Annotated in this window: 13 protein-coding genes; 6 read left to right on the top strand and 7 right to left on the bottom strand. The window is 52.5% G+C overall.

Translation table 11 applies throughout. From position 1 onward, the window contains the following. The first annotated feature begins 77 nt into the window (after nt 1–77). Nucleotides 78–1,505 (top strand): exodeoxyribonuclease I, encoded by a 1,428-nt coding sequence (gene sbcB / locus Z042_RS12825; RefSeq protein WP_024911336.1) that lies wholly within the window; start codon nt 78–80, stop codon nt 1,503–1,505. Nucleotides 1,506–1,546: 41 nt separating this feature from the next. Here sbcB and Z042_RS12820 read toward each other — a convergent pair whose 3' ends face one another. Both Z042_RS12820 and Z042_RS12815 read right to left on the bottom strand, forming a co-directional pair. Further along, a complete protein-coding gene (locus Z042_RS12820; protein ID WP_024911337.1) occupies nt 1,547–2,917 on the bottom strand; it encodes an APC family permease in 1,371 nt (456 codons plus the stop codon). A 466-nt stretch (nt 2,918–3,383) separates the two neighbouring features. Then, complete coding sequence (locus Z042_RS12815) at nt 3,384–4,802, bottom strand: glutamine synthetase family protein (protein ID WP_024911338.1); 1,419 nt, start codon at nt 4,800–4,802, stop codon at nt 3,384–3,386. A 396-nt stretch (nt 4,803–5,198) separates the two neighbouring features. Between Z042_RS12815 and puuR the strand changes: the two genes are divergently transcribed. From puuR to Z042_RS12800, 3 genes are all read left to right on the top strand, one after another. Beyond that, nucleotides 5,199–5,756, top strand: a complete 558-nt coding sequence (gene puuR / locus Z042_RS12810; protein ID WP_024911339.1) for an HTH-type transcriptional regulator PuuR — start codon at nt 5,199–5,201, stop codon at nt 5,754–5,756. A 20-nt stretch (nt 5,757–5,776) separates the two neighbouring features. Beyond that, nucleotides 5,777–7,057: an NAD(P)/FAD-dependent oxidoreductase gene (locus Z042_RS12805; protein WP_024911340.1), complete on the top strand. Its 1,281-nt coding sequence runs from the start codon at nt 5,777–5,779 to the stop codon at nt 7,055–7,057. A 262-nt stretch (nt 7,058–7,319) separates the two neighbouring features. Further along, nucleotides 7,320–9,296, top strand: a complete 1,977-nt coding sequence (locus tag Z042_RS12800) for a ligand-gated channel protein (protein ID WP_024911341.1) — start codon at nt 7,320–7,322, stop codon at nt 9,294–9,296. A gap of 57 nt (nt 9,297–9,353) precedes the next feature. On the opposite strand, the gene Z042_RS12795 is transcribed toward Z042_RS12800, so the two are convergent. Together Z042_RS12795 and yieE are read right to left on the bottom strand one after the other, a co-directional pair. Continuing rightward, nucleotides 9,354–10,832 (bottom strand): amino acid permease, encoded by a 1,479-nt coding sequence (locus Z042_RS12795; protein WP_024911342.1) that lies wholly within the window; start codon nt 10,830–10,832, stop codon nt 9,354–9,356. 146 nt (nt 10,833–10,978) lie between these two features. Next, nucleotides 10,979–11,857: a DNA-binding transcriptional regulator YeiE gene (gene yieE / locus Z042_RS12790; RefSeq protein ID WP_024911343.1), complete on the bottom strand. Its 879-nt coding sequence runs from the start codon at nt 11,855–11,857 to the stop codon at nt 10,979–10,981. A gap of 367 nt (nt 11,858–12,224) precedes the next feature. Between yieE and Z042_RS12785 the strand changes: the two genes are divergently transcribed. Further along, nucleotides 12,225–13,211, top strand: a complete 987-nt coding sequence (locus Z042_RS12785) for a YeiH family putative sulfate export transporter (RefSeq protein WP_236849261.1) — start codon at nt 12,225–12,227, stop codon at nt 13,209–13,211. A gap of 77 nt (nt 13,212–13,288) precedes the next feature. Next, a complete protein-coding gene (gene nfo / locus Z042_RS12780; RefSeq protein WP_024911345.1) occupies nt 13,289–14,128 on the top strand; it encodes a deoxyribonuclease IV in 840 nt (279 codons plus the stop codon). Nucleotides 14,129–14,202: 74 nt separating this feature from the next. On the opposite strand, the gene fruA is transcribed toward nfo, so the two are convergent. Genes fruA through fruB form a run of 3 tightly spaced genes read right to left on the bottom strand, consistent with a single transcriptional unit; the run spans nt 14,203 to nt 17,953 of the window. Next, a complete protein-coding gene (gene fruA, locus Z042_RS12775) occupies nt 14,203–15,870 on the bottom strand; it encodes a PTS fructose transporter subunit IIBC (RefSeq protein WP_024911346.1) in 1,668 nt (555 codons plus the stop codon). An 11-nt stretch (nt 15,871–15,881) separates the two neighbouring features. Further along, entirely contained in the window at nt 15,882–16,823 is a 942-nt protein-coding gene (fruK, locus tag Z042_RS12770; RefSeq protein ID WP_024911347.1) for a 1-phosphofructokinase, read from the bottom strand. After that, nucleotides 16,820–17,953 carry a fused PTS fructose transporter subunit IIA/HPr protein gene (gene fruB / locus Z042_RS12765; protein WP_024911348.1) on the bottom strand — a complete coding sequence of 378 codons (1,134 nt, stop codon included), beginning with the start codon at nt 17,951–17,953 and terminating at the stop codon, nt 16,820–16,822. Before fruB ends, fruK begins: the two co-directional genes overlap by 4 nt. Nucleotides 17,954–18,123 lie beyond the last annotated feature (170 nt).

Below are 18,123 nucleotides of genomic sequence, written 5' to 3'. Positions count from 1 at the left end.
AAGCACTGCTTGGCATCGTTCATGGCGCCGTTACAATAGGGGTATATTATCTACGCCAATCATGAAGAGATGCGACTTTGAGCAGCAAGGCACCGGCAACATTCTACATCCACGATTACGAAACCTTCGGCAAAAGCCCGTCCATGGATCGCCCTGCGCAATTTGCTGGTGTACGCACCGATATGGACTTCAACATCATTGAAGAACCGCTAGTTTGCTACTGTGCTCCGGCTAATGATTACCTGCCCGAGCCGGAAGCCGTCATGATTACCGGGATTACTCCGCAACAAGCCTTGGCTAAAGGGGTAAATGAAGCCGAGTTTGCCCGGCAAATTCACGCTGCTTTTAGCGTTCCCGGCACCTGTATTCTCGGTTACAACAATATTCGCTTTGATGATGAAGTCAGCCGCAACATCTTCTATCGCAGCTTCTACGATCCCTATGCCTACAGTTGGCAAAACGGCAATTCACGCTGGGATCTGCTTGATGTCATGCGCGCCTGCTATGCACTTCGCCCTGACGGTATCCACTGGCCAGAGAATGACGACGGTTTCCCCAGCTTCCGCCTGGAACACCTGACGCGTGCCAACAATATAGCTCATGAACATGCACACGATGCGATGTCCGATGTTTACGCCACTATCGCCATCGCCAAGTTGGTTAAACAGGCACAGCCACGGCTGTTTGACTATCTGTTGCAGCACCGCAATAAGCACAAACTGAATACGCTGATCGACATTGCTGAAATGACCCCATTAGTACACGTTTCCGGCATGTTTGGTGCCGCACGTGGCAACACCAGTTGGGTATCTCCGCTGGCCTGGCACCCAGACAACAAAAACGCGGTGATCATGTGCGATCTGGCCGGTGATATCACACCGTTGCTGGAGTTAAATGCCGATGAACTGCGTGAGCGCCTCTATACCCGCCGCGATCAATTGGCCGCCAATCAGGCAGCGGTGCCAATCAAACTGGTGCATATCAATAAATGCCCGGTATTGGCTCCAGCCAAAACGCTGTTACCGGAAAATGCGGAACGATTGGGGATTGATCGCCAAGCCTGCCTGCAAAATTTACAAGTACTGCGGCAACACCCAGAAGTACGGGAAAAAGTGGTCGCGCTGTTTGCCGAAGCCGAGCCTTTTACCCCCGCTGATGATGTAGATGCCAAACTGTATGACGGTTTCTTCAGCGATGCCGATCGGGCCGCGATGAAGATTATCCAACAGACCAAACCGCAGAATCTTCCAGCCCTGGATTTAACCTTCAATGATGGCCGAGTGAAAGAGTTGCTGTTTCGCTATCGCGCACGCAACTACCCAAACACGCTGGATGATGCCGAGCAACGCCGCTGGTTACAGCACCGTCAGGCCATGCTCAACGCCGAACGAGTACAAAACTATCTGTTGCAGTTGGAAGCCCTGTATAACCTGCATGAGGGGGATCAAGAGAAAACGGCCTTGTTGAAAGCGCTGTTTGATTACGGCAAGCAGTTGGTAGGGTAGACTAAACAGCCCCTTCTCTTAAAAGAGAAGGGGCAAAAACATTAAGCGATATCTTCGCTCGCCTGTGGCACCGGCAAACGGAAACTACGGGTGACAAAGGCCAAGTAAAGCAAGCCAATCGCCGCCCAAATCAGGCCCAGCGTCATAGAGCTGGACTCCAGGTTGATCCACAACGCACCCACGGTCAACGCCCCCATCACCGGCAGAATCAGGTAGTTAACCTTATCTTTCAGAGTACGGTTCAATTTGTCGCGGATGTAGAATTGCGAAATAACTGACAGATTCACAAAGGTAAAGGCCACCAGCGCACCGAAGTTGATCAAGGCAGTAGCCGTCACCAGATCAAACGACACGGCAGACAGCGCGATCGCTCCAACCAACAGCACGTTCAACGCCGGAGTACGCCATTTCGGGTGTACATAGCCGAAGAAACGCTCTGGGAATACGCCGTCACGCCCCATCACATACATCAGACGAGAAACACCCGCATGTGACGCCATGCCGGAAGCCAGTACGGTTACACAGGAGAACACCAGAATCACCGACTGGAAGAACTTGCCAGCCACATACAGCATAATTTCCGGTTGCGACGCGTCAGGATCCTTGAAGCGTGAAATATCTGGGAAGTACAACTGTACGAAGTAAGACACCACGATAAAGATAATGCCGCCGATCAAGGCCGTCAGGAAAATGGCTTTCGGGATCACATTCTCTGCATCTTTGGTTTCTTCCGACAGTGAACTGATGCCGTCAAAGCCCAGAAACGAGAAGCACAGGATAGTCGCCCCCGTAATCATCGGCACCACATGGGCGTTATCAGACCAGAACGGACGGCTGCTCACCAGTGTACCCGCCCCTTCGCCGTTCGAAATCCCATGAATGACCAAGCCCAGGAACACGATCATGATCGCCACCTGCACCACCACGATAATGGAGTTCAGGTTTGCCACCAGCTTGATGCCGCGCAGGTTGAAAATCGTCATCAAAGCAACCAGGGCTGCCACAAAGATCCATGAAGGCACACCGGGGAAGATGGCTTCCAGGTAGATTTTCGCCAACAGAATGTTGATCATCGGCATGAACAGATAGTCCAGCAACGACGACCAGCCCACCATAAAGCCAACGTGTGGGCTGATGGCTTTCTGTGCATAGGTATAGGCGGAACCGGCCGACGGGAACTTACGTACCAGCTTGCCGTAGCTCAGCGCGGTAAACAGGATCGCCAGCAGAGCAAAAGCATAGGCGGTTGCAACGTGGCCATCGGTCAGACCGGAGACAATGCCGAAGGTATCAAAGATAGTCATCGGCTGTAGATAGGCCAGGCCCATCATGACCACGGGAACCAGAGTCAGGGTTTTACGCAGTTGAACGCGTTGGCCGGCAGGTGCGGCGCTGATGATGTTATCGGACATCGCGCAGCCCCCCCTTACCTTCAGCCTTGCGGATAAGAGACACGCTAAGACTTAAGGTTGCGGGGAGACTTCGCAACGTGCGATTAAATTCTAAAAGGGGGATGAGGGAAGCTGGATAACGCGGCAAGGCTGCCTTGGTTGCTCCATAATCGCTGCGACCGCAGCGGAAACCGGCGGGCACCGGTGCTAAAGTGAAAAATTGCCCCATCGTTCTTATCCTCATGAGTCACGACCATAAAGTTTTGGTTGATCGCGACGAACCTGTTTATCTATCCGGCTCGATGTCCGGCCTCGCTTGGTGTATGAAACTCACAGTTTGTAAAACCTAAATGCAAAAAAATAACCGACGCGTTAAAACGTCGGTTATTTGCATGGCGCATATTCTGCACCAGAAGACCACCAGAAGACAAGATGCAGAAACCTTCTTACACAAATTCTTTTCGCAATCAGGCTTACCAGTAATCACTCAGGCATTTTTCAACATCCAATCGATCTCGGTTTCGGTGACCAACCGTTCAAATTGCAGCAATTCATCCATTTTGCAGGTGTGGTAAACCTGTGAGAAACGCTCACCCAGATACTGAGTCAGTTCGTGCTGATGTTCAAATTCGTATAATGCATCACTTTGGCGGATCGGGAATGGCAGCCCTTCCTGCTCAAGACCATTACCGGTGACGGGCTCGGGCAACGGCAGTTCCGTTTCCAATCCATATAACAACCCGGCGAGGATCGCGGCTACCACCAGATAAGGATTAGCATCCGCTCCCGCGACCCGGTATTCCACGCGGTGGTTATCCACATCACTGCAAGGGATACGTAATGCCACGGTGCGATTATTATGCCCCCAGGATGCCTGAGTCGGCACATACATGCCGGGTTGGAAACGGCGAAACGCATTGATATTGGGGGCCAACAGCGCCATCGATGCGGGCATCAGCGTGATCATTCCGGCCAGCGCGCGCTTGAGCAACGCTGAATCTTCGCCATCCGGCTCGGCAAACAGGTTTTTACCCGCGCTGTCTACCATACTGATATGCACATGCATACCGCTACCGGCATAATCCTCATAAGGCTTAGCCATAAAAGTGGCATGCATCTGGTGGTTTTCCGCCACCTGGCGCACCAAACGTTTCAATGCCAGAGCATGATCGCAGGCCTGTAACACATTATCGGTGTGATTGAGGTTCACCTCGAACTGGCCTGGTGAAGCCTCGGCTACCGCTCCGTCGGCAGGTAAGCCCTGCATTTGTGCCAATGCATCAATATCATTCAATACACCAGCAAAATGATTAAGATTATCCAGCGAATACACTTGGCTCTGCACATTACGTTCCTGCGTGCCTGGCGCACACGGCGGTTGCAGATAGCCCTCTGAATCCCGCTGTCGATCGATGAGATAAAACTCCAACTCTACCGCTACCACCGGGAATAACCCGCGTTGGCGTAACGCCTGCCATATCCGGTTCAGGACATTACGGGGTTCAACGTCAAAGGGAGTACCATCTTCATCCAACATGGTCAGCAACACTTGGCCGATATGCTCAGGGTCAGCCGCCGAGGGGGTCAAAGTGCCAAGTACCGGTATACAGACACGATCAGGCTCACCCAATTCCTGGCCCAAGCCAGCCTCCTCCACCACGTTGCCAAGAATATCCATGGCAAAAACCGAGGCAGGGAAATAGCAGCCTTTTTCTATTTTTTTCAACCCGGAGATGGGAATACGTTTACCGCGGAAGGAACCATTCAAATCATTGAGAAGGATATCGATATACTGTGTAGTTGGATGGCGTTCCAAATAGTGAGCAACCTCACGTTGGAACGCGCTACTTCGCCTTTCTTCACTATGTTGTGCAAAATCTTCAACTGCTGCGCTATTGGTTTGCATACATCACCCGCCATTGTGCTCTTGAGAATGCCTGCGCATTCGCGTGCCGATCAATTCAATACATGGTCTGAATTCTCTATAGACTGCGCCAGGAATTAGCGCTCGAAATAACACCCATCAAATGAAACATAGCCTTAACATAATTGCTTTGCAAATATTACAATCACGTTTGATTATTCCCTATGGGCTGCTAAATTGATAAAATATTGACCGAAAAGGCGTTGTTTCCCGTTTTCATGTGCATTATTTTTTCCGTCAAAATAGCGATGAAGATGGGCAATATATTTTCCAATGATCGCCCAACTACCGATATCATGTTGTGTCGATATCACTCAGACAGGGGCCCGGTTCTGGGTCTTACCTCAACCTGTCGCACTATCAGAAGGAAGTACCGCTATGAGCGAAACCAGCTTGGCACCAGGCAAGCGCCTGGCACAGATCCGCCAGCATTTGGGTTTGTCGCAACGCAGGGTCGCCGAACTGTCAGGATTAACCCACAGTGCTATCAGTACCATTGAGCAGGATAAAGTCAGCCCTGCCATCAGTACGCTACAGAAACTGCTAAAAGTATATGGATTATCACTGTCTGAATTCTTTGCCGAGCCCGAACGGCCAGAAGTGCCCAAAGTGGTCATTGAGCCAGAGGAACTGATTGAAATCGGCAGCCAGGGCGTATCCATGAAACTGGTACACAACGGCAGCTCAACGCGCAACCTGGCGATGATGCTGGAAACCTATCAGCCCGGTTCCACCACCGGCGACAAGATCAAGCATCAGGGTGAAGAAGTCGGCACGCTGCTTGAAGGGGAAATCATGCTGACGGTCAACGGCCAAAGCTACCTGCTGACCGCCGGTCAGAGCTACACCATCAATACCGGTATGCCCCACAGTTTCAGCAATACATCAACACACATCTGCCGGATTATCAGCGCGCACACACCGACCACCTTCTGATACCGCCAGACGGAGGAACCATGACGGAATATGTTGCCAGCTATTATGCCGCCAGCGCTAACCCCCACGTTCCTTATCCATCATTGGAAGAGGCTATCCGCTGCGATGTCTGCATTATTGGCGGTGGTTTTTCTGGCCTCTCTTCCGCATTACATCTGGCTGAAGCCGGTTACGACGTCGTACTGCTTGAAGCCGCCGCTATCGGTTGGGGAGCCAGCGGCCGCAACGGTGGGCAGGCGCTCAATTCTTACAGCCGTGATATTGATACCATCGAAGCCCGCTACGGCGCTGATACCACTCACTGGCTTGGCAGCATGATGTTTGAAGGGGCAGAGATTATCCGTAGCCGCATCGAACAATACGCCATCGCCTGCGATTATCGCCCTGGGGCCATCTCCGCTGCGCTAACTTCCCGGCAGTTTAGCGCCTTGGCAAAGAGAAAAGCTCTCTGGCAGCGGTATGGCAATCCGCCGTTGGCATTGCTTGATAAACAGGCTATTCAGCGCGAAATTGCCAGCGATCGTTACGTCGGTGGGCTATTGGATCATAGCGGTGGTCATCTTCACCCTCTAAATCTGGCTCTGGGTGAGGCCGGTGCGGTGCAGAGCCACGGCGGGCGGGTGTTTGAACACTCTGCCGCAACCCAGATCCGTTACGGTCAACCTGCAACGGTGCATACCGCACGCGGCTCGGTCACTGCCGATTTTGTCATTGTGGCAGGCAATGCTTATCTGGGGGATAAGCTGGAACCGCGCCTCAGCCGCCTGAGTATGCCGTGCGGTTCACAGATTATCGCCACCGCGCCATTGCCACCTGAGCAAGCGCTTGCACTGTTACCGGGCAATTACTGCGTTGAAGACTGTAATTACCTGCTGGATTACTTCCGGCTCACTGCGGATAACCGCTTGTTGTACGGCGGCGGAGTCAACTATGGCGCATGGGAAACGGCAAACATCACCGCCAAAATCCTGCCCAATATGTTGAAGACATTCCCGCAGCTAAAAGATGTGCGCATTGACTACTGCTGGAGCGGTAATTTCTTGCTAACCCTGTCACGCATGCCGCAGTTCGGCAGGTTAGACAACAATGTCTATTATCTGCAAGGCGACAGTGGCCATGGCGTAACCTTGACGCATCTGGCCGGTAAATTAATTGCCGAAGTATTGTGCGGTAACGCCGAACGCTTCGATGCCTTCGCCAAATTGCCACATTTGCCCTTTTTTGGTGGCCGTCATTTACGCGTGCCCTTCACCGCCCTTGGTGCGGCCTACTACGCACTGCGGGATCGTTTAGGGTTCTAACCCACCGTGCTGACGATGACCGGCACCAGCAACGCTGACATTCCGGCGTTCAGGTATTTCCTTTCCCTTTATCACAGTAAATTACCCCTCACTTATTAATGATAATGATATTTATTATCATTTACATTCATATCAAGATCCTTACAATACCCAAACGCCTTCTGCTCAGAATGGAAAATGGCGTAATAAAAGCCAATTTCTATTTTATATCAAACAGTTAATAGCTAAAGCCTGTCAACATCGTTTCGGGAATCTTGATCTTATGAAAAAACCAACTCATCACCAATTAACCACACTCATTATCACCGCACTTACCAGCCACCTCGTGCTGGCAGACACCATGGTAGTCACCGCCTCCGGTTTTCAGCAAAGAATTCAGGATTCCCCAGCATCCATTTCCGTGATCTCTCGCCAACAGCTTGAAAACAAAGCCTATCGTGATGTCACCGATGCGCTAAAAGACGTTCCTGGCGTGGTGATTACCGGTGGCGCCAGCCACAGTGATATCAGTATCCGCGGCATGTCCTCCAAATACACGCTGATTTTGGTCGATGGCAAACGCGTGGATACCCGTGGCACCCGCCCTAACAGTGACAACTCGGGTATCGAACAGGGTTGGTTACCACCACTGCAAGCTATTGATCGCATTGAAGTGGTGCGTGGGCCGATGTCCTCCCTTTACGGTTCAGACGCCATGGGTGGAGTGATCAACATCATTACGCGCAAAACATCAACCACTCAGGCATGGAAAGGCTCTCTGCACGGCGACGCCACCTTTCAGGAACACCGTGATTCCGGCGATATTTTCCAGACCAATGCTTATGCGGCTGGCCCACTGATCGAAGGCTTGCTGGGGCTCCGGCTTAATGGCCTGCTTTCCCACCGGGCCGAAGATCGGATTATCAGCGGTTATAATGAACAACAGGTAAGCAGTGGTACGGCAGTGTTCAACCTGACTCCCGATGAAAAAAACAACGTTGACGTTGAGATTGGCCGTTCACTGCAAGATCGCAATAGCACGCCGGGCATGTCGATGGCGGTAGAAAACTGCCGCAATGGCAGATGCACCTCGAACAGTGCCAGCAACAGCCGCTACGAGCGAACTCATTATTCGATCACCCACAACGGCTATTACGATTTCGGTAATACCAACAGCTATATTCAGCGCGAGGAAACCAACAACCCTGGCCGCAAAATGAAGCTGAACAACACCATCTTCAATACGCAGACGCAGTTTGATTTCAGCGATCATCTGCTTAATCTGGGTGGGCAATATCGCTATGAAGATCTGCATGATGAAGGGAATCAACTTGCTGCCGCTGACGGCCTGAATAACCTGACACGCTGGAGTTGGGCACTGTTCGCCGAAGATGAGTGGTCAATAACCCATGATTTTGCCCTGACTACCGGCGTCCGCATGGATCAGGATCAGAATTATGGTAATCACTGGACGCCACGCATGTATGGTGTTTGGCACTTGGCGGAACAATGGACGCTAAAAGGAGGGATATCTGCCGGTTATCGCTCACCCGATCTGCGCCAGTCTTCCGCTAACTGGGGGCAAATCACCGGTGGTGGCCGAACCTCAATCATCATTGGCAACCCCGACCTGAAGCCGGAAAAGAGCCTGAGCCAGGAAATCGGCCTGCTGTGGGACGATCAGCAAGGGCTCAATGCCGGTGTCACCCTGTTCAATACCGACTTCAAAGACAAAATCACCGAGGTTCGCCGTTGCGACAGCGGTAACGGTTCACCAGAATGCTTTATCGGTAATACTCCTTATTACTTTATCAGCGATCGTATCAACGTAGATGAAGCCAATATGCGCGGTGTAGAAACCACCCTGGATTGGGATATCAGCAAAAACTGGGAACTGACCGCCAACTACACCTTTACCCAGTCAGAACAGAAAAGTGGCGCGCAGAAAGGTAAGCCGCTGAACCAACTGCCGAAGCACATGTTCAATACCACTCTGGATTGGAAAGCGATGCAGGACGTCAGCTTGTGGTCACGCCTCAACTTCCGCAGCAAAACCTCGGAATATCTGAGCCGCACCTCAATGGCCGCAGGCACACCGTCTTATACCTTCGTTGATGCGGGGTTGAGCTATCAGGCCAACAAACACCTGACGGTCACTGGTGGGGTATACAACATTTTCGACAAAATCGTTGATTACACTCATTACAACACCGTACTGGACGGCCGCCGTTATACCGTGGGTATGACTTATAACTTCTAAGGTGAATAAAGCGGGAAATAAACGCGGCGCTCTATCGCCGCGTTGGAGATTAAGAAGTTACTTCGAATCCCACTTCGGGAATTCCATTTCACTGTACTTCACTACACGGGTGCCGCGCGTCAGCTTATATCCGAACCAGATAGCCAAAAACAACGGAATGCCGATGTAAGTTGCCGTCACGCCATACCAGTCAATATTGTCTTCCAGGAATGCCTGATAGTTCTGGCCCAATGTGATGATCAGACACAGCACAAAAGCAAAAATCGGCCCCAGCGGGAAAAAGCCGGAACGGTATGGCAAATCACCCAGATCATGCCCTTGCAGCATATAGCCCCGGCGGAAACGATAGTGACTGATGGCAATCCCCAACCAAGCGATAAAACCGGTCATCCCGGAGGTGTTCAACAACCACAAATAAACCGATTGATTACCGAACATTGAACTGAGGAAGCACAACGCCGCGACCACGGTGGTGGCATACAGTGCGTTACGCGGCACGCCGCCTTTTGACAGTTTGGCGAAAATACGTGGGGCCTTTCCTTCCGAAGCCAGCGTAAACAGCATACGCGTTGAGGCATACATACCTGAGTTACCGGCAGACAACACGGCGGTGAGGATCACCGCATTCATTACCGCCGCCGCAGACAGCAGGCCAGCATGCTGGAATACCAAGGTAAACGGGCTGACGCTGATGTCTTTAACATCGTTACGCAGCAGGTTTGGATCGGTATAAGGAATGATCAGGCTGATAATCAGGATGGCGAAGATGTAGAACAACAGGATACGCCAAAACACCTGACGCACCGCACGTGGGATATTCTTACCGGGGTTTTCAGACTCACCGGCCGCGATACCGATCAGTTCAGTTCCCTGGAAAGAGAAGCCGACGATCATCGCCACACCAATCATGGCAGAGAATCCACCGGCAAATGGCGCATCACCGATGGTCCAGTTTTGCCAACCCGCATTCTCGCCGCCCTGTAGGATACCGAAAATCATCAGAACACCGAGGCCGATAAAAATAATCACCGTGCTGACTTTAATCAGAGAGAACCAGTATTCCGCTTCACCAAAGCCTTTTACCGAGATGTAGTTCAACATGAACATCAAACCCAGGAACAATGCGCTCCAGATCCAGCCCGGCGTTTCAGGAAACCAGTAATTCATCACCAACTGTGCAGCCACCAGATCAACCGCGATGGTCACCGCCCAGTTGTACCAATAATTCCACCCCAACGCGAAACCGAAGCCTTCTTCAACATATTTGGCACCGTAGGTTGAGAACGAACCAGAAACCGGCATAAACGCAGCCAATTCACCCAGGCTGGTCATCAGGAAGTAAACCATCAAACCGATCAAGGCGTAAGAAAGCAGTGCACCGCCGGGGCCAGCCTGGGAAACCGTCGCGCCAGAAGCGACAAACAAACCTGTACCAATAGAACCGCCGATGGCGATCATGGTTAAATGCCGCGCTTTTAGTTCACGGCGCAATCCGGGTGCTTGCTGCCCCAATGTTTTTATATCTTGCTGAGCCATTCGTACCCTACTGTTTGCCCGTCAAAAATGAGGGCGAATTGTAACAAATACCTCTCAGCACACTAGTGACATTGCTCTGATATAAGATAGCTTCATAATCCAACAACAATTATTAGCAATGGGTTAAGCTGCCCGCAATGCAGGCTTTAAGCCTGCACCGGTAAATCGCAATAGCTTAAAAAGCGTTGCAGGGCGTTAGAGAGATGTTTCTGACGGTGATGGATCAGATACAACGTCCGTACCAACGGTGGCAAGGGGATTTTCAGCTCAACCAACACACCACTGCGCAGTTGTTCCTCAATGACGCGCCGCGATAGGCAACTAATCCCGATACCATGGCGTACCGCATGCTTGATCGCTTCAGAATTCCCCAATTCCATCACCAGTTGAAAATTCGGCAGATGCGCCAACAGCAGGTGATCCAGCACTTCCCGCGTACCGGAACCGCGCTCACGCAAAATCCACGGCGCGCTTGCCAAAGTCGCCATCGTCATTGGCTGCCGGGCTAACGGATTATCCGGTGCAGCAAACACCACCAGTTCATCATCCAACCAGGGCTGAGTCACCAATTCGGGCATGTGACATGGCCCTTCGATCAAACCAAGATCAACCCGAAAATCCGCTACGGCACCAATCACATCCTGGCTGTTCCCCACATTCAGCTCCAGTGGCGTATCAGGAAAATCCTTACGATAGCCAGCAATCATCGCAGGTAGCATATAGTTACCGATGGTGCTGCTGGCGGCGATGCGCAGCGCACCGCTGTCGTGCAAAAACAACTGCCCTATTTCCCCAGCCTGCTCCAGCAACGCCAAGGCTTTAGGGTACAACAACCGCCCATGCTCATTGATCACTAACCGTTTACCGACCCGATCAAACAGCAACACGCGTAGTTGCCCTTCCAAATCAGCCAGCGCTGCGCTGACCGCAGATTGTGACAACGCCAATACCACCGAAGCCTGTGTTGTTGAACCACTTTTCAACACTTCGGTGAAAACTTCCAGTTGACGCAAGGTGATATGCATAGCGATCTCGGTATGAAAAGGGGCTAGCCGGGCGTCAAGCACCGTTCGACGTCAAACAAGGCCTTTGAAATTAAAGATAAAAATTAAGGATGTATGGCACTGACACTGGCCATCATGTTATTAAGATTATCACGTTTACAAAATTCGGCCTGGTGCCCACAGAGAGTATCTCGCTAATTAACCACTTATTTAGATAGGTTATAAATATATAATCAATTTCTTTTTTAAGCCATGAGCTTTTATTCTTGCCACCAAGAATTAAGAAGAGGATTGATGCATGACGAGCCATGCCCACCACAGCTACCCCGAGCAGCACTTTCCGCGCTTTGGATTGTTACCGCTGATACCCGGCTTATTGCTGACCGGTATGCTCACTGCCCTGGCAATATGGGCAAGCAGCATCCCTTCGGTTGCCGGGCTGGGATTCGGCGCACTGACTTTGGCGATTCTATTCGGCATCGTTGCTGGCAATACGTTTTACCCCTGGTTGCACTCCCATTGTCATCAAGGTGTTCAGCTTGCCAAGCAACGCCTACTGCGCTTGGGGATCATTCTTTACGGCTTTCGTTTGACCTTTCAGCAGATTGCCGATATCGGGGCCAGCGGCATTATCATTGACGCCCTCACCCTAATCAGCACCTTTCTATTAGCCTGCTGGTTGGGTAAAAAAGTTTTCGGCCTCAATAACCAAACCACTATGCTGATCGGTGCAGGCAGCAGCATTTGCGGAGCCGCAGCGGTAATGGCCACCGAACCGGTTCTGAAGGCTGATTCCAACAACGTGGCAGTGGCGGTTTCCACCGTCGTGGTATTCGGTACATTGGCCATCTTCGCTTATCCGTGGTTGTATCACCTGAATGAACAGGCCCAATGGATGCCGTTTTCCCAGGCAACCTTCGGTATTTATGTCGGTTCCACGGTGCATGAAGTGGCTCAGGTGGTCGCAGCAGGTCATGCGATTGGCCCAGATGCCGAAAATGCCGCTGTTATCGCCAAAATGATCCGCGTCATGATGCTGGCCCCTTTTCTGCTACTGTTATCTCGCTATATCAGCCGTGGTGCTACCGGTAACGCCAGCGAAAAATCAGCCATTACTATCCCCTGGTTTGCCGTGCTGTTTATTGGAGTTGCCGGGCTGAATTCGTTCAATCTGCTCCCTGCTACCCTGGTACGACATGTGATTACCGCCGACACCTGGATGCTGGCGATGGCCATGGCAGCGCTGGGTCTGACCACCCATCTCAGCGCCATACGTCAGGCCGGGGTGAAGCCGATCCTGTTGGCTGCGTTGCTGTTTATCTGGCTGATTATTGGGGGTGGTGCAATCAACCAACTGGTTCAGCATCTGGTGTAACTTCACCTCTTTCACCCTGCCATTCAATCCTGTGGATATCGATGCCATAATGATGGCGTTAACACAGGAGAATAAAAATGAAGTTTGTCGGTGCACATGTCAGCGCTTCAGGCGGCGTGGATCAGGCGGTTATTCGCGCACACGAATTAGAGGCGACCGCATTCGCCCTGTTCACCAAAAATCAACGTCAATGGAAAGCGGCACCGCTGCCTACCGATGTCATTGATAAGTTTAAAAATGCCTGCGAGCAATACGGCTTCGGCCCCGGTCAGATCCTGCCACATGACAGCTATCTGATTAACCTTGGGCACCCGGTAACAGATGCATTGGAGAAATCCCGCGACGCCTTCCTTGATGAGATGCAACGTTGCGAACAATTGGGCCTGACGTTGCTGAACTTCCATCCAGGCAGCCATCTGTTGCAAATAGATGAAGACCAATGCCTGGCGCGGATCGCTGAATCCATCAACATTGTATTGGATAAAACTCAAGGGGTGACTGCGGTAATCGAGAACACGGCCGGTCAGGGCAGCAATCTAGGGTTTAAATTCGAGCATTTGGCGGCGATCATCAATGGCGTGGAAGACAAAAGCCGTGTCGGTGTCTGTATTGATACCTGTCACGCCTTCGCCGCCGGTTATGATTTACGCACCGAGGAGAATTGCGAACAAACCTTCAAAGAACTGGGGAATGTTGTCGGTTTCAATTACCTGCGCGGTATGCATCTTAACGATGCCAAAAGTGAATTCAACAGCCGCGTTGACCGCCACCATAGCCTGGGTGAAGGCAATATCGGCAAGACGGTGTTCAGCTATATCATGCGCGATGCCCGCTTTGATAACATCCCGCTGATTCTGGAAACGGTGAACCCGGATATCTGGGCTGAAGAAATTGCCTGGCTGAAAGCGCAACAGTGAGTTTCCAGACAGCTCCTTCTCTATAAATGCAAAAACCGGCGCCTGGGCGCCGGTTTTTCATTATCCACTCCCTGTCAAACCACATTGCCCGCCACGGTGTCACTGCGTTTGAGTATCGCGTATCCCACACCAGCCAGCAGTGTCCCGGCGATAATCGCCAGCAAATACAGGAATACTGGAGAGATGGCACCTGGGATAAACAGCACGAATAAACCACCGTGTGGGGCCATCAGTTTTGCGCCAAAAGCCATCGACAATGCCCCCGTCAGAGCACCACCGGCGATACAGCACGGCAGAACGCGGATCGGATCACGGGCGGCAAACGGGATTGCCCCTTCGGTAATAAAGCATAAGCCAAGCACCATCGCCGCTTTCCCCCCTTCACGTTCGGATTGCTCAAACTTGTTACGCGCCAGAATCGTGGCCAGCCCCATCGCCAGCGGTGGCACCATCCCGGCCGCCATAACCGCTGCCATCGGCGCATACACAAAGGAACTCAACAGCGCGACGCCAAAAGTATAAGCCGCTTTGTTCACCGGGCCGCCCATATCGGTACACATCATTGCGCCGAGAATCGCCCCCAGCAGAACCGCGTTCGCCGTACCCATTGCTTGCAACCAATGCGTCAAGCCTGCCATGATTTTGGCCACCGGCGCGCCGACCACGTAAATCATCACCAGACCGGTAATCAGGCTCGCCAGCAACGGAATGATCAGAATCGGTTTCAGCGCTTCCATGCTCTGCGGCAGATGCAGCCTGCTGCTGATGGTTTTAGCCACATAACCCGCCAGGAAACCGGCAATAATCCCCCCCAGGAATCCGGCCCCGGTGCTCACCGCCAGCATGCCCCCGATCAGACCCGGTGTCAGGCCAGGACGATCGGCAATAGAAAACGCAATATAACCGGCCAGAATCGGCACCATCAGCGCAAAGGCAGAACCACCACCAATCTGCATCAATGCCGCAGCCAGAGTGCCTTTTTCTTTAAACGCCTCAATACCAAATACAAACGACAACGCAATACACAGCCCACCGGCCACCACCATTGGCAGCATGTAGGACACACCGGTCAACAAATGGCGGTACGGCCCGGCCGCCTCTTTCTTCTTGCCCGCGGTTGGCGCACCGCCGCTTTTCGCAGGCCGGAAAATTTCGGCCTCCAGCAGCGCTTTATCCAGTTCTTGTGCCGTTTTCTTCAAAGCCAGCCCGGTAGAAGTACGATACATCGGCTTGCCAGCAAACTTTTCCAGCTCTACCTCAATATCCGCCGCCACAATCACCAAATCGGCCGCCGCCACTTCTTCTGGCGTAATCGCGTTCCCCGCGCCTACCGAACCACGGGTTTCTACCTTCACCCACCAACCCCGTTTTTTAGCCTCACTCTCAATGGCTTCAGCCGCCATAAAGGTATGCGCGACGCCGGTCGGGCAGGCGGTTATCGCGACAATGCGCGTCGGGCCAGCGGTTTTTACTGCCTGGTAAAGCTTGGCTTCGGCTTTGGCCTGTGCCAGGAAAGCATCGGGTTCACGCACCGCGTGTTCTACATCACCGAAATAAACCCGTTTGCCGTTCAGTTTTGCCTCATCAGGTGCGGATTGCCCCGCCACAACCACCAGTTCAGCGTCGTTCGGCACATCCACCAGCACCAGGCCGTTTTTGGCCGCAGCGGCCTCAAGCATGCGTTTCGCCAGATGGCCACGGGCCTGCCCCAGCGAACTGTCTATCATCAGCAGCGTTTTCATTCTGCCTCCTGTTATCCGTTAAAAGGTTTCAGGTCAACACGCGCCATCATCGCGGCCAACTGCGGGCGCTCGGTCACACCGACATTGCTCTGGCTCACCGCCAAAGCCGCCACGGCGGTCGCTAAACGCAAAGTATGTTCACTGGATTCACGCATCAGCAGCCCATAGATCAGGCCACCGACCATTGAGTCACCCGCCCCCACCGTGCTGATCACTTCACAAGCCGGGGGTTTAGCGATCCAGGCACCGGAAGCATTCACCCACAGCGCCCCTTCAGCTCCCAGTGAAATCACCACATGAGCGATGCCCTGATCGCGCAGCGTATGAGCCGCTTCCACCACATCGTCCAACCTTGGTAACGGGCGACCGGCCCAGATTTCCAATTCGCGGCGGTTCGGTTTCACCAGCCAAGGCGCCGCTTTCAAGCCCGCAACCAGCGCTTCGCGACTGCTGTCAAAAATGATGCACGGGCACTGCGCACGCAGGCGGATCATCCATTCGGTAAAAGCGTCTGGCGGCACGCCCGCAGGCAAGCTGCCGCTGACCGCCACCATATCGAACTGGCCCAGCCAGCTTAGAGAATCGTTCACGAAACGTTCCCAATCCTGCGGCGTGACGTCAAAACCAGAGAAGTTGAAATCAGTGACTTCACCGTCTTTTTCCGTCAGCTTCACGTTGATGCGGGTACGCCCCGCCACCACTTGGAATCGGTTGGCAATGCCCAGATCGCTGAATAGCTGTTGAAAACCATCCTGGTTGTCTTTCCCCAGAAATCCTCCCACCGTCACATCGATACCTAAGTCTTTCAGTACCTTGGCAACGTTGATTCCTTTACCGGCTGCGTGCAGCCCGGCCGTTCTTACCAGGTTCACCTCACCCCGTTCGATCTCTGGGCAAAAACCCACCAGATCGTAGGCCGGGTTAAGGGTAATGGTTGCCACTCGTCTGCTCATGCTGCACCCTCGCCCAGACCCTTACTAATTGCCTCACCAATGGCTTTCAACGCCATTTCCGCATCATCGCCGCTGGCGGTAAAACGCAGGCGATGGCCTTTCTTCACCCCCAATGCCACCACCTTCATTAAGCTGCGGCCATTAGCGGGTTTACCGCTGCCATCCAGGTTGGTGACGGTAATCTCGCTGGAGAATTGTTTGATAACGTTAACCAATGCAGTTCCTGGGCGGGCATGCAAACCATGTTCGTTGCGAACGATATACTCTGCACTCAGTACCGCGTTTTCTGACACTGCCTCACCGGTTAACAGGGCTAACACAGCAACTGCGTCCGCGTTCAGCAACCGTTCAGCTTGATTGGCCAGCAGCAAATCACTGAGGTGGTTCAGCACCGTCAGCGGTTGTTGATCGGCCACCGCCACGGTGAGCAATAAAGCCACTGGTTCACCTTCTTCATCAAAAGCCTGAGCAGGCCGGCTGATGACCGCAGCACTGGCGAGGTTACCTTCAGCACTGTCGCTCAACCAGATACCCTGCCCCAAATTCAGTGGTTTACGCGTGATCACATCGCTAACAAAGCGAGCATCAACCGCCCCGATTTTTTGCAAACGACCGGCATTTAACGCTTGCAGCGTGATCAAGGAATCCGCAACCACCTCCAAAGCAATTAATGAAGCATCAAACTGGAATTCACTCGTTTGCTTTTCCCCCATCAGCAAGCTACGCAACTCTTCTGCTGACGTGGTCTGTCCCAGTTGTTCTGCAACGCTGTCATCACTGAGCACATGCGTCAGTTGCCGCAACAGCGCCAGATGTTCGTCAGAACGCGCTGCAATACCGATCACCACATAGGCAATCTGGCCGTCGCCCCATTCAATCCCTTGTGGAAACTGGAACACCTGCACGCCGGTATTCAGTACCAAATCGCGGGTATCGGTCGTCCCATGCGGAATGGCGATCCCATTACCCAGATAAGTCGATGTTTGCAATTCACGCTGTAGCATACCGTCCACATAGGCCGGGCTGACGCACCCGGCGTTAGCCAACGCGGCGGCAACCTGCCGAATGGCTTCCTGTTTACCGCTGGCTGCGGCACCCAGATGAATATCTTGTTGTGACAACTGGAACATGGCTCTCCTCTCCTGCTGAATTGAATCGTTTCAGCTGTATTGAGAAAAAGGGGCGTTATCGAAACTGAATCACTTAGCCCGACAACGCTGAAACGTTTCAATCAGTGTGGAAGCGGATCCTGCTGAAAGCAAGTTTTCTGGATTTCAGCATGAATTTTATTTGATCTAAC

The sequence above is a fragment of the Chania multitudinisentens RB-25 genome (assembly GCF_000520015.2).
Lineage (GTDB): Bacteria > Pseudomonadota > Gammaproteobacteria > Enterobacterales > Enterobacteriaceae > Chania > Chania multitudinisentens.
The sequence above is the reverse complement of the archived record's forward strand: the minus strand, read 5'-3'. Positions and strand labels throughout refer to the sequence as shown.

Coding starts and splice junctions, on each gene's coding strand:
- Z042_RS12795 (WP_024911342.1), bottom strand. CDS start 10,832: ATGGCTCAGCAAGATATAAAAACATTGGGGCAGCAAGCACCCGGATTG.
- nfo (WP_024911345.1), top strand. CDS start 13,289: ATGAAGTTTGTCGGTGCACATGTCAGCGCTTCAGGCGGCGTGGATCAG.
- fruK (WP_024911347.1), bottom strand. CDS start 16,823: ATGAGCAGACGAGTGGCAACCATTACCCTTAACCCGGCCTACGATCTG.
- Z042_RS12785 (WP_236849261.1), top strand. CDS start 12,225: ATGCTCACTGCCCTGGCAATATGGGCAAGCAGCATCCCTTCGGTTGCC.
- Z042_RS12800 (WP_024911341.1), top strand. CDS start 7,320: ATGAAAAAACCAACTCATCACCAATTAACCACACTCATTATCACCGCA.
- Z042_RS12805 (WP_024911340.1), top strand. CDS start 5,777: ATGACGGAATATGTTGCCAGCTATTATGCCGCCAGCGCTAACCCCCAC.
- Z042_RS12815 (WP_024911338.1), bottom strand. CDS start 4,802: ATGCAAACCAATAGCGCAGCAGTTGAAGATTTTGCACAACATAGTGAA.
- fruB (WP_024911348.1), bottom strand. CDS start 17,953: ATGTTCCAGTTGTCACAACAAGATATTCATCTGGGTGCCGCAGCCAGC.
- Z042_RS12820 (WP_024911337.1), bottom strand. CDS start 2,917: ATGTCCGATAACATCATCAGCGCCGCACCTGCCGGCCAACGCGTTCAA.
- puuR (WP_024911339.1), top strand. CDS start 5,199: ATGAGCGAAACCAGCTTGGCACCAGGCAAGCGCCTGGCACAGATCCGC.
- fruA (WP_024911346.1), bottom strand. CDS start 15,870: ATGAAAACGCTGCTGATGATAGACAGTTCGCTGGGGCAGGCCCGTGGC.
- yieE (WP_024911343.1), bottom strand. CDS start 11,857: ATGCATATCACCTTGCGTCAACTGGAAGTTTTCACCGAAGTGTTGAAA.